General features: G+C 52.6%; 11 protein-coding genes and 1 riboswitch. Of the genes, 9 read left to right on the forward strand and 2 right to left on the reverse strand.

Translation table 11 applies throughout. From position 1 onward, the window contains the following. Positions 1–4: 4 nt before the first annotated feature. From ACFSDB_RS14345 to gcvPB, 7 genes are all read left to right on the forward strand, one after another. Entirely contained in the window at positions 5–403 is a 399-nt protein-coding gene (locus tag ACFSDB_RS14345; protein ID WP_377340531.1) for a competence protein ComG, read from the forward strand. Positions 404–443: 40 nt separating this feature from the next. Continuing rightward, positions 444–692, forward strand: coding sequence for a hypothetical protein (locus ACFSDB_RS14350; protein WP_204890476.1), 249 nt, complete (start codon positions 444–446; stop codon positions 690–692). After that, positions 689–1,126 carry a competence type IV pilus minor pilin ComGF gene (comGF, locus tag ACFSDB_RS14355; RefSeq protein WP_377340419.1) on the forward strand — a complete coding sequence of 146 codons (438 nt, stop codon included), beginning with the start codon at positions 689–691 and terminating at the stop codon, positions 1,124–1,126. Before ACFSDB_RS14350 ends, comGF begins: the two co-directional genes overlap by 4 nt. Positions 1,127–1,322: 196 nt before the next feature. Then, on the forward strand, positions 1,323–1,835 hold the full coding sequence (locus tag ACFSDB_RS14360; RefSeq protein ID WP_204890478.1) for a shikimate kinase: 513 nt from the start codon (positions 1,323–1,325) through the stop codon (positions 1,833–1,835). Positions 1,836–1,976: 141 nt separating this feature from the next. Beyond that, a riboswitch (glycine riboswitch) is annotated at positions 1,977–2,069 on the forward strand. 143 nt (positions 2,070–2,212) lie between these two features. Next, a complete protein-coding gene (gene gcvT, locus ACFSDB_RS14365) occupies positions 2,213–3,313 on the forward strand; it encodes a glycine cleavage system aminomethyltransferase GcvT (RefSeq protein WP_204890479.1) in 1,101 nt (366 codons plus the stop codon). Positions 3,314–3,340: 27 nt separating this feature from the next. Then, entirely contained in the window at positions 3,341–4,708 is a 1,368-nt protein-coding gene (gene gcvPA / locus ACFSDB_RS14370; RefSeq protein WP_204890480.1) for an aminomethyl-transferring glycine dehydrogenase subunit GcvPA, read from the forward strand. Continuing rightward, on the forward strand, positions 4,701–6,164 hold the full coding sequence (gcvPB, locus tag ACFSDB_RS14375; protein WP_204890481.1) for an aminomethyl-transferring glycine dehydrogenase subunit GcvPB: 1,464 nt from the start codon (positions 4,701–4,703) through the stop codon (positions 6,162–6,164). Before gcvPA ends, gcvPB begins: the two co-directional genes overlap by 8 nt. A 67-nt stretch (positions 6,165–6,231) precedes the next feature. Here the strand turns inward: gcvPB and ACFSDB_RS14380 are convergent, their stop codons facing one another. Continuing rightward, positions 6,232–7,506 carry an AAA family ATPase gene (locus ACFSDB_RS14380; RefSeq protein ID WP_204890482.1) on the reverse strand — a complete coding sequence of 425 codons (1,275 nt, stop codon included), beginning with the start codon at positions 7,504–7,506 and terminating at the stop codon, positions 6,232–6,234. A gap of 73 nt (positions 7,507–7,579) precedes the next feature. After that, positions 7,580–7,960, reverse strand: a complete 381-nt coding sequence (locus ACFSDB_RS14385; RefSeq protein ID WP_204890483.1) for a rhodanese-like domain-containing protein — start codon at positions 7,958–7,960, stop codon at positions 7,580–7,582. Positions 7,961–8,116: 156 nt separating this feature from the next. Between ACFSDB_RS14385 and ACFSDB_RS14390 the strand changes: the two genes are divergently transcribed. Together ACFSDB_RS14390 and ACFSDB_RS14395 are read left to right on the forward strand one after the other, a co-directional pair. Then, entirely contained in the window at positions 8,117–8,896 is a 780-nt protein-coding gene (locus ACFSDB_RS14390) for a lipoate--protein ligase family protein (protein WP_204890689.1), read from the forward strand. A gap of 189 nt (positions 8,897–9,085) precedes the next feature. Further along, positions 9,086–11,644 (forward strand): vitamin B12-dependent ribonucleotide reductase, encoded by a 2,559-nt coding sequence (locus ACFSDB_RS14395; RefSeq protein ID WP_204890484.1) that lies wholly within the window; start codon positions 9,086–9,088, stop codon positions 11,642–11,644. Positions 11,645–11,773: the final 129 nt, after the last annotated feature.

Genomic DNA, 11,773 nt, shown 5'->3' on the forward strand with positions numbered 1-11,773 from the left:
CGAGATGCTCCTAGTGCTGATGGCCGTAATGGTCCTTACCGGCATCGGAGTCCCTTCCTATCGTACGCTCGCCGCGGACCGGGAGGAAGCGCGGTTTTTCGAAATGCTGCTGCACGACATTTATTTCGCGCAAAGCGAGACGTATCGGACGCAGGCTTCGGCCATGGTCGTATTCCGGGAATCCGGTGGAACATATGAAGTGGTCCAGAACTTCCAGGCTCTCATGCCGCCGCGGAAGCTGCCGGAAACTGTGCGGCTCAAAAAGACCAGCAATCTGAACGGCGTGTACTTCACAGCAAACGGATCGGTGACATCTGCGGGCACGCTGCGTTTTGAAACGAGCCGGGGCGAAAAGGTGCTTGTCGTCCATCTGGGAAAAGGGAGGGTGGTGCTTTCTGAATGAACAGGGATTTTCCTGGGCTGAAACAATACTGGGGCTGGCAATGCTTTTCATGTTGTTCGGGACGCTCCTGCCGGTGATGCAGCAGCTCCAGCAATCGCTGCACCTGAAAAGGGAGCGGATGGTTGCGTACGAAACGATGCACGAAGCAGCAAAAGAAATGGCGGCCACAGAAAACCGGCACGGTGCACGCACAGTCAACGGCCGGGTCTACAGCTGGGAGATGCTGGATCGCCTGTGTGTGGAATACGATGATTACCGGGACCGCCGCCAGCGTGTATGTGTCGAATGAAGTGCCTTGGCGAAGGAGGCTTCACACTGTTGAATGCGCTGCTTGAGCTCCTGGTGCTGATGATATTTTTGCCGCTCATCGTGCTGTTCTTCGGCTTCATGATCCGTTTTTCCGCAGAAGCCGATGCCCAGACAGCCGAGTGGCATTTGTTCGCTGTGGATTTGCAAAGCTATCTGAAAGGAATCGAATCGATCGAAGTCATCAATAACGGAGGAGGCGTGCGCATCGTCCGCGAAGCGGAAGAATACGATATCGAACTGTATGACCGGTTTCTCCGGAAGCAGAAATTCCGGCAGGGCCACGAAGTCATGCTGACGGATATCCGGGACTGCCGGTTCACCATCAACGGCAACAAGCTGGCGCTGCGCGCAGAAATGGCCAATGGCACAGTCGAACAGGCGGAATATGTTTTTACACAGCCTAAAGGGCAATAAAGGATCCGTTTATCCGGTCTCTGTAATTTTTTTCTTGTCAGCCCTTCTCCTGCTGTTCCACGGGACAGCCGTCTATTCGGTCCAATACCGAACATATGATGGATTGGAAAATATGCATAGACATGCTACGATACAACTACTAAGTGAAATTGAACAACATAAAATACCTGAGTAGCAGGGTGCATTGGGTGGTAAGATGAAAAGAATATATTTGGTCGGATTTATGGGCTGCGGCAAAAGCGCAGTCGGCAGGAGGCTCAGCTTTGCTTTGAAGCTGCCTTTCTATGATATGGATAAAGAAATCGTCCGGCAGACCGGCATGCCGATCCCGGAAATCTTCAAACTGTATGGAGAAGAGTATTTCCGCGATTTGGAAACCGAATTTTTGCAAAATTTCAACCACGATAATTGCATCATATCGACGGGCGGCGGCGTGGCCATGCGCGAAGTGAACCGCAGGATCATGCGGGACACGGGGCTGGTCCTGTTTCTCGATGCCCCTTTCCGGGAAATCTGGCGGCGGATCCACAAAGACCCGAACCGGCCGATCGTCCAGCAATCGACGCGGGAAGAAATTGAAGCGATGTTCAAAAAACGCTACCGGAATTATAAAGCGGCAGCACATATTACGATCCGCACGGAATTCCGGACGCTGCGGCAGATCACCCAATACGCGGCTTTTCAAGTTAATCGGCTAAAAAGCGGATGAAAAAGCCGCTTATCATGTTTAATGTTCGTGTTTTAACGGCACGATGAAAAAAGATTGCGCTTCCCTCAGAACAATGTTAGGATATAGACGAAGTTATACTATTCTGTATAACGGTTTGGACCAAACATTAGATTTGGGCGGATGAGTGTACGGGGAGAGAACGCGCAAGCGTCGCCGAAGGAGCAAATGGCAAAATGCCATGAATCTCTCAGGCAAAAAGACTCGTACAGGACGCATCTCTGGAGAACGCTGCTTTTGGCAGCTACCAAAGAGGAAAGCCGTAAAGGTAAACTTTCAGGTTCCAGGACAGAGATTTCCCTATTGCAGGGGAATCTCTGTCTTTTTTTGCGGAATTTGATTATCGAGGAGGAAGATGAATGGCAGAATTGAAACGCACCCCACTTTTTGAGGCGTATTCGAAACACGGTGGAAAGACCATCGATTTCGGAGGGTGGGAACTACCAGTCCAATTTTCAAGCATTAAAGAAGAGCATGAAGCGGTCAGAACCAAAGCGGGCTTGTTCGATGTCTCCCATATGGGCGAAATCTTTGTCACGGGCCCCAATAGCTTGCCTTACCTGCAACAATTGGTCACAAACGATGTGTCCAAGATCAAAGACGGGCAAGCCCAGTATACGGCCATGTGCTACGCTGACGGCGGTACTGTCGATGATTTGCTGGTCTATAAGATCGAAGACGGCAATTATCTGCTGGTCGTCAACGCATCGAATATCGAAAAGGATTTCGAATGGATGCAGAAGTCTTTAACCGATGGCGTCTCGCTTGATAATCAATCTGAAAATTACGGTTTATTGGCATTCCAAGGGCCGCTCGCTATGGAGATCCTCCAGCGGTTGACGGAACAGGACTTGTCTGAAATCAAACCGTTCCGCTTTAAAATGGATGTGCCGGTTGCCGGCCATGAAGTCATCGTTTCCCGAACCGGTTATACAGGAGAAGACGGATTTGAAATTTACGCAAACCCGGAAGCGGTCGTCGCCCTCTGGGACCGTATCCTTGAAGAAGGGAAAGCGGACGGAGCAGTGCCGGCAGGACTTGGTGCACGCGATACGCTTCGTTTTGAAGCTTGCCTCGCGCTTTACGGGCAGGAATTGTCGAAGGACATCACGCCGCTTGAAGCCGGCCTGAATTTTGTTGTGAAGCTGAACAAAGAAGAAGATTTTTCGGGCAAAGAAGCGCTGGCCTCCCAAAAAGAGAACGGCGTGCCCCGCAAACTCGTGGGAATTGAAATGATCGATAAGGGCATTCCGCGCCACGGCTATCCGGTTTACGCAAACGGGGAGCTGGTCGGGGAAGTCACGACGGGCACCCAGTCGCCGACTTTGAAAAAGAACATCGGACTGGCTTTGGTGAAAAGTGAATTTGCAGAGCTCGGTACGGAACTCCAAGTGGAGATCCGCAACAAGCGCCTGAAAGCGAAAACAGCTGAAACGCCATTTTACAAGCGTTCAAAATAATCTCAATTGAAAAGGGGACAGCTACCGATGAAACATCGTTATCTACCAATGACGTCTCAAGACGAAAAAGAAATGCTGGAAGCGATCGGCATAGGGTCAATCGATGAGCTTTTTGCAGATATCCCGGAAAAAGTGCGTTTCAAAGGCGAATACAACATCAAAGCGGCAAAATCCGAGAGTTCATTGACAAAGGAATTGGCGCAATTGGCCGCAAAAAATGCGGACACGAACCGCTATGCTTCATTCCTCGGTGCAGGCGTCTATGACCATTACAAGCCGATCATCGTCGACCACGTGATTTCGCGTTCTGAGTTCTATACAGCTTACACGCCGTACCAGCCGGAAATCTCGCAAGGGGAGCTGCAGGCCATCTTCGAATTCCAGACAATGATCAGCGAATTGACAGGCATGGACCTGGCCAACTCCTCGATGTACGACGGAGGAACTGCGCTTGCCGAAGCCGGCATGCTGGCAGCCGGCCACACGCGCCGCAAAAAGATTTTGGTATCCCGCGCCGTACATCCGGAAACGCGAGATGTCGTGCGCACTTATGCGCTTGGCCAATCGATCGCCGTGGAGGAAGTGCCATTGAAAGACGGCCATACGGATATCGAAGCTTTGAAATCGATGATTGACGGCGACACGGCTGCAGTCATGGTGCAATACCCGAACTTCTTCGGCCAAGTGGAAGATTTGAAAGCCCTTGAACCGGTCATCCATGAAGCGGGCGCTTTGTTCGCAGTTTCTGCAAACCCGTTGGCGCTCGGCGCATTGACGCCGCCCGGCAAGCTCGGAGCGGACATCACAGTCGGCGATGCTCAACCGTTCGGCATCTCTGAGGCATTCGGCGGACCGCATTGCGGCTATTTCGCAGTCACCAAACAATTGATGCGCAAAGTCCCTGGGCGTTTGGTCGGCGAAACAGTCGATGAAGACGGACGCCGCGGATTCGTTTTGACGCTGCAAGCGCGCGAACAGCATATCCGCCGCGACAAAGCGACATCGAATATCTGCTCGAACCAAGCGCTGAATGCCCTTGCGGCTTCCGTGGCGATGACGGCGCTCGGCAAAAACGGCACTAGACAGATTGCCGTGCAGAACATCACGAAAACGCATTACATGAAACAGCAATTGCAAGGGGCCGGCTTTGACGTGGTATTCGGCGGCGCACATTTCAACGAAATCGTCGTGAAAACGAAAGCTCCGTCCAAAGAATTGAACGCCCGCCTGCTCCAAAAAGGCATGATCGGCGGCTATGACCTAGGGCGCAGCTATCCGGAACTCCAAGGCCATACACTTGTTGCTGTGACCGAACAGCGCACCAAAGAAGAGATCGATGCATTCGTGCAGGAACTTGCTGCTGCAGTGCAGGAAATGGGGGCTACTCATGCATAAAGACAACCAACCGCTCATTTTTGAATTGACAAAAGAAGGCCGCGTCGGCTATAGCCTGCCGGACCTAGATGTGCCGGAAATCGATTTGGCCGATGTCTTGCCGGAAGGTTTGATCCGCGATGAAGCGGCTGATCTGCCGGAAGTGTCTGAACTGGATATCATGCGCCATTACACAGCGCTTTCCAAGCGCAACCATGGTGTCGATTCTGGGTTCTATCCGTTAGGATCGTGCACGATGAAGTACAACCCGAAAATCAACGAATCCGTAGCACGCTACCCTGGGTTCGCGAATATCCATCCGCTTCAGGACGAGTCTACCGTTCAAGGTGCGATGGAATTGATGTTCGACCTTCAAGAGCATCTGAAGGAAATCACCGGCATGGACGAAGTGACGCTCCAGCCGGCTGCCGGCGCACATGGCGAGTGGACAGGGCTGATGATGATCCGCGCTTACCACGAGTCAAGAGGCGACATGAACCGCACCAAAGTCATCGTTCCGGATTCTGCACACGGCACCAACCCGGCATCGGCAACAGTAGCCGGTTTTGAAACCGTAACAGTGAAATCGAACGAACACGGCCTGGTCGATCTTGAGGACTTGAAGCGCGTTGTCGGTCCTGATACTGCTGCTTTGATGCTGACCAACCCGAACACACTCGGCTTGTTTGAAGAACAGATTCTGGAAATGGCTGCCATCATCCACGAAGTCGGCGGCAAATTGTACTATGACGGCGCCAACTTGAACGCCGTTATGTCGAAAGCACGCCCTGGCGACATGGGCTTTGATGTGGTCCACTTGAACCTGCATAAGACGTTCACCGGCCCTCACGGCGGCGGCGGCCCTGGTTCAGGCCCTGTCGGTGTCCAAAAGGACCTGATTCCGTATCTGCCAAGCCCGGTGCTGGTGAAATCAGGCGACAGCTTTACGTTCGACTACAACCGCCCGGAATCGATCGGCCGCGTCAAGCCGTTCTACGGCAACTTCGGCATCAACGTCCGTGCTTATACGTATATCCGCACCATGGGACCGGACGGCCTGAAAGCCGTGACGGAATATGCCGTCTTGAACGCCAACTACATGATGCGCAAATTACAGCCGCATTTCGATTTGCCATATGACCGCCACTGCAAGCATGAATTCGTCTTGAGCGGACGCCGCCAGAAGAAACTAGGCGTACGGACGCTTGATATGGCGAAGCGCTTGCTGGACTTCGGCTACCATCCGCCAACGATTTACTTCCCATTGAACGTGGAAGAAGGCATGATGATCGAGCCGACCGAAACAGAATCGAAAGAAACGCTTGACGCCTTCATTGATGCGATGATCCAGATTGCAAAAGAAGTGGAAGACAATCCGGAAATCGTCCAGAATGCACCGCACACGACTGTCATTAAACGCTTGGATGAAACACAGGCGGCCCGCAAGCCGGTCCTGCGCTATACCAAAGCTGAATAGAACAAACGAAGAGCCCGCCTGCAGATTTCCGCAGGCGGGCTCTTTTGCTGTCCATTATACCGGTTCTTCATCCGAATCCGATGGGCGAATCGGCTTCTTCCCAATCATTCTTTGCAGCGCGGCGGCTCTGCTTTTGGAGTTCCTGGATGCGTTCGCCGTATTTCGTCTCCCCTTCGTAATGCCAGTTCAGGGCAGTGGACATGTACAGTTCATTGAGCTGGGAAATCGACAGGCCTTTTGAAAGTTTGGCCATGTCATCCAGCTGTTCGGGAGTGAAGATCGATTTGACGTCGAGTTTTTGCAGGTATTGCTTGCGCAGTTTTTTGTCAGGCGAAGGGATCTCGTATGCCCGGTCAAACCGGCCAGCCCGGTTGATGAGTGCGGGATCGATCCGCTCGGGGTAATTCGTTGTCCCGATGATAAAAAGGCCTTCACGGGACTGCGTGCCGTCAAGCGTGTTCAGGAAGACCGAACGGGTGAACTCAGGCATCGAATCGATATCTTCTATGACCAGAATCGCAGGGGCAAGCCTCGACACGGTCCCGAATACTTCCTGGACGGTATAGCTGGATGTGAATTCGGTGATCTGCCAGTAGACGACCGGCGCTTCAGTGGAGCCGGTGATTGACTTGACGAGTGTCGTTTTGCCGTTGCCGGGGGCTCCGTAAAGCAGGATGCCGCGTTTGTACGGGACGCCGTACTCTTTGAAGAACACGCCGTCTTCTAGGAAGAATTCATCAATCGAGCGGAAAATGTCCTTTTTGATGCCTGCTTCCAAAATGACATCATCGCGGTTGACGATGGCCATTTCCCCGTAATTCCGGCGTTTTACGCCTTCGTCGGTGTCCACAAGGAACGTAATGCTGTTCATCAGTTCGATGCGCAGCAGCTCGTTCATAGCTTCCAGGAAAGCGAGGGCAGCAGGTTCCGATTTAGCGAAAAATTGGAATTCCGGCCATGCGTTCTCCGCAGCCGTGAAGAGCTGGTATTGTGAAAGGGCGACATCGTAGTCCGGGAAAAAGACCAGTCGGTTTTCAAAGCTCTGCCGCACCCGCAGGCTGCCGCTCTGATCGTCTTCTTCTGCGCTTGCAATTTTGCCGAGCGGGCGGGCCTGATACAAAAAGCACAGGGTTTCAAACTTCAGGAGCCCCTTTTCCATCAGGTCGAGCAGATGGGTATGCAGCCGCGAAATCGTTTCTTCGATATCGACGTGGAACCATTCTCCTTGTGAGCGTTCATCGAGTGCAGCCAATGCTTTTTCGGAAACAGCTGCGACTTCTGCATAATGGGGCAGCGTTTCCCTAAGAGTTTCCCCGTGGGGAAAAAGAATTTTGGGCAACATGATTTTCCTCCAGTCCGGATCGTTTCGTTAAAACGAAAAGAGCCCTTCCACACCTGGGAAAGGCTCTAGATGATTATTTGGCTTTGACCTTGCCGGTCCATTGCTTGAAGCCGCCTTGCAATTGATACAATTGGTCATATCCTTTTTTCTTAAGGAACAACGCCACCCGGCCGCTGCGTGCGCCGTTCTGGTCGTAGATGTAAACCGGTTTGTCAGCGCGGATCTCGCGGTAGCGCTGGTTCAGTTGGGTCTGCGGGATGTTGCGCGCGCCCAGGATGTGGCCGTTCGCAAAATCTTTCGGTTCCCGCACATCAATTAGTTGTGCTTTGCGGTATCCTTCGATAAACTGCTCTTGCGTCAAAGTGGTGACGGCCTTCTTGATGCGGAAATACGAAATTGCTGCAAAGATCAGCAATGCGGCTACTACGCCTAAAGTAATATAAAGAAACTCCACTGTTCTTGCCCCTTTCTAATCTCACTCCATTATAAAAGATGGAGTGACTCATGTTCAATGGCAATGTTACACTAATTAAAGAAATTAGGGGGCGATCTTGTGAATTTTCCGGAATGGTTGTTTATTGATTCAGGCAAAGGGACACCGTCATTCAATATGGCGCTCGACGAAGCGCTGCTGAACTGGCACAGCGAAGGGGCCATCCCGCCGGTGATCCGGTTTTACCGCTGGGAGCCTGCAGCGCTTTCAATCGGGTATTTTCAGAAAGTGGAAAAAGAAATCGATATGGAGCAAGTGGAGCGCCTCGGGCTCGGCTTTGTGCGCCGGCCGACTGGCGGGAGGGGGGTCCTCCACGAACACGAGCTGACATACAGCATCATTGTCAGCGAGGATTACCCGGACATGCCGGAAACGGTGACCGAAGCCTACCGGGTGCTGAGCGGTGGACTGCTGGAGGGATTCCGGAACCTCGGACTCGATGCGTCCTTTTCCGTTCCGCTGACCGATAGCCAGAAAGCGGATTTGAAAAAGCCGAAAAGCGCCGTATGCTTTGATGCACCAAGCTGGTACGAGATGGTGGTCGAAGGGCGCAAAATTGCCGGAAGCGCGCAGACGCGCCAAAAAGGGGTCATCCTGCAGCACGGTGCCATCCTGCTCGACTTGGATGCTGAGAAATTATTATCGGTCTTCAAGTTTCCGGACGAAGAAGCAAAAGAGCGCATGCGCAGGAAAATACCCCAAAAAGCGGCGGCAATCAATGAGCTGCGGCAGGAGAACGCCACTCATGAAGAATGCGCAAGCGCGTTCAAAGCCGGGTTCGAAGCGGCTCTCGGCATCCGGCTGAAGCCGTTTTCGCTCTCAGCGGAACAGCGTCTGGAAGTTCAGAAGATTGAAGAAATGCGCTATGCCAATCCGGCTTGGAATCTGCGGGTCTGAGGAGTCTAAAGACTCATTTTACATAGGCAAAAACGGTGGAAACCTTTGTGGATTCAGCTTTGAGACGGCACGTGAAACTGGAAGCAAAATTTTGTTATTGCTTCGATGTTTCAACATATAGTACGATGGGAAATGTAATAATACTATATATAGTGTCTACTCCATATAATATGAAGGAGGAATTGTCAAATGGTTTCTGCCACTCAAAAAGAATATTCTCTAAATCCGGTGAGTTTGAACAGCGACATCGAAGCGTTCCCGCAAGTTTTTGCGATCACCCCGGACATGAAAACAACACATAAAGGGGTATCGCGCCTCGTCATGATCGACCGCTATTCATACAAGGATACGGAAAAGAAGACGCTGAAAGCGGGCGACTTTGTCGTGCTGACAGTCAAGGAGGATCCGAAATTCCCGGCACGCGGCTTGGGGTATATCGTATCGGTCGACAGAACGTCGAACACAGCAAAAGTCTGGATCGAAGAAGACTACCGCAGCGCGATCGACAAACCTGAAGAAGCGGAGGCGGGAATCGTCAACCGTTCGCTTGATGTCATCGAAAAACCGCTGGAAGTCTATTACGAGCAGATTGCCAAACGCAACGCTGCAGGACTTGCTTCTGTTGAAACGACGCCGGAAAAACGCGAAGAATGGTTCGGGAAGTTCTATGAACAGCTGGTCAACCTGAAATTTATCCCTGCAGGCCGCGTCCTATACGGAGCCGGCGCAGGCACGGACGTCACGTATTTCAACTGCTACGTGATGCCATTCGTGGCAGATTCGCGTGAAGGCATTTCAGACCACCGCAAACAAGTGATGGAAATCATGTCCCGGGGCGGCGGCGTCGGCACGAACGGCTCTACACTGCGCCCGAGAAACACGCTTGCGCGCGGGGTCAACGGAAAATCATCGGGATCGGTTTCCTGGCTCGACGACATCGCAAAATTGACGCACCTGGTCGAACAAGGCGGATCCCGCCGCGGCGCCCAAATGATCATGCTGGCTGATTGGCATCCGGATATCGCGGAATTCATCATTTCAAAAATGCAGAACCCGCGCATCCTCCGCTACTTGATCGAGAATACGGAAGACGAAATGATCAAAAAGCTGGCAAATGAGAAATTGAAGTTCAAGCCGCTCCTCGAACAGGAGGAGGCCATGTACCAAGGGATCCTGAACTACCGGGCGATTCCGGGAATGGGCGGATTCAACGAGAAGATCATGCGCGATGCTGAAACGAAGCTGCGCGACGGCGGAACCTACTCGGTCCATAACGAAGAATTCCTGACAGGCGCGAACATTTCCGTGACCCTGACAGACGATTTCATGAAAGCGGTCGAAGAAGATGCGGATTACGACCTGCGCTTCCCGGCGGTCGAATCGTATTCGCCTGAAGAAATGGCCATCTATAACGAACAGTGGCAGGAAATCGGTGATGTGCGCGAATGGGAGCGCATGGGCCACGGCGTACGCGTCTACCGCACGATCAAAGCCCGCGAACTGTGGAATTTGATCAACGTCTGTGCAACGTATTCAGCTGAGCCGGGCATTTTCTTCATCGACAATGCCAACGCCAAGACGAACGCTACAGCTTACGGCCAAAAAGTGGTAGCAACGAACCCTTGCGGCGAACAGCCGCTGGCGCCTTACTCGGTCTGCAACCTGGCTGCCGTCAACTTGGCACGCTTTGCAGATCCGCAGACAAAGCAAGTGGACTTCGAAGCCTTGAAGGAAACCGTCAAAGTCGGCGTCCGCATGCAGGACAACGTCATCGACGCAACACCGTACTTCCTGGAAGAGAACCGCGTCCAGGCGCTTGGCGAACGCCGTGTGGGCTTAGGCGTCATGGGGCTTGCCGACCTGCTGATTTATTGTGACAAGGAATACGGCTCGCCGGAAGGCAACGAGCTGGTTGATGAAATCTTCAAGACGATTGCTGTAGCGGCGTACGAAGAATCAACGCTTCTTGCAAAAGAGCGCGGAAGCTTCCCGTTCCTGATCGGCAACACAGACGAAGAAACGGCTTCACTCCGGAAAGCGTTCAGCGAAACCGGCTTTATGCAAGGCATGCCGGAAGAAATCCGCCAGGGCATCCTGGACAACGGTATACGCAACTCGCATCTGCTGACGGTTGCACCGACCGGTTCTACAGGCACAATGGTCGGCGTATCTACAGGGCTTGAGCCATATTATTCATTCACATACTACCGCAGCGGACGCCTCGGCAAGTTCATCGAAGTGAAAGCGGACATCGTCCGTGAATACTTGAAGAACAACCCGGAAGCGGACGAAGAAAACCTGCCGAAAGCATTCGTTACGTCAATGGACTTGGCTCCGGAAGCGCATGCGGATGTGCAGTGCATCATCCAGCGCTGGATCGATTCATCGATCTCGAAGACAGTCAACGCACCTCGCGGCTACACAGTCGAGCAGGTCGAAGGCGTCTACGAGCGCTTGTACAAAGGCGGCGCAAAAGGCGGTACGGTCTACGTCGACGGAAGCCGCGACTCGCAGGTGCTGACGCTGAAAGCGGAAGAGAACACATTCGAGGAGCCGCATCAGGAAGACGTCAAAGGCAAACGCCCGATCGTCCTGATCGACACGATCCAGGATCTCCGTTCAACGAACGTCACCATCGGCTCTGAAATCGGCAACACATGCCCGGTCTGCCGCAAAGGGACAGTTGAAGAGATGGGCGGCTGCAATACCTGCACGAACTGCAACGCGCAGCTGAAATGCGGGCTGTAAGCATAAAATCTTTAAAAACAGCCGCTTGAGAATAAATTCCGGCAGCATCTTATCAGATTCATCCAAAACCATCTTTCCTCTGCAGAGGGAAGATGGTTTTTTTATGGCTTTTGGATCGTCCGGTTTTGC

Origin of the sequence: Planococcus chinensis, assembly GCF_042681545.1 — a bacterium.
Taxonomy (GTDB): Bacteria; Bacillota; Bacilli; order Bacillales_A; family Planococcaceae; genus Planococcus; species Planococcus chinensis.

Bases quoted from the DNA above. Each gene is read 5' to 3' on its own strand.
- ACFSDB_RS14345 (WP_377340531.1), top strand. From the start codon at position 5: ATGCTCCTAGTGCTGATGGCCGTAATGGTCCTTACCGGCATCGGAGTC.
- ACFSDB_RS14350 (WP_204890476.1), top strand. From the start codon at position 444: ATGCTTTTCATGTTGTTCGGGACGCTCCTGCCGGTGATGCAGCAGCTC.
- comGF (WP_377340419.1), top strand. From the start codon at position 689: ATGAAGTGCCTTGGCGAAGGAGGCTTCACACTGTTGAATGCGCTGCTT.
- ACFSDB_RS14360 (WP_204890478.1), top strand. From the start codon at position 1,323: ATGAAAAGAATATATTTGGTCGGATTTATGGGCTGCGGCAAAAGCGCA.
- gcvT (WP_204890479.1), top strand. From the start codon at position 2,213: ATGGCAGAATTGAAACGCACCCCACTTTTTGAGGCGTATTCGAAACAC.
- gcvPA (WP_204890480.1), top strand. From the start codon at position 3,341: ATGAAACATCGTTATCTACCAATGACGTCTCAAGACGAAAAAGAAATG.
- gcvPB (WP_204890481.1), top strand. From the start codon at position 4,701: ATGCATAAAGACAACCAACCGCTCATTTTTGAATTGACAAAAGAAGGC.
- ACFSDB_RS14380 (WP_204890482.1), bottom strand. From the start codon at position 7,506: ATGTTGCCCAAAATTCTTTTTCCCCACGGGGAAACTCTTAGGGAAACG.
- ACFSDB_RS14390 (WP_204890689.1), top strand. From the start codon at position 8,117: ATGGCGCTCGACGAAGCGCTGCTGAACTGGCACAGCGAAGGGGCCATC.
- ACFSDB_RS14395 (WP_204890484.1), top strand. From the start codon at position 9,086: ATGGTTTCTGCCACTCAAAAAGAATATTCTCTAAATCCGGTGAGTTTG.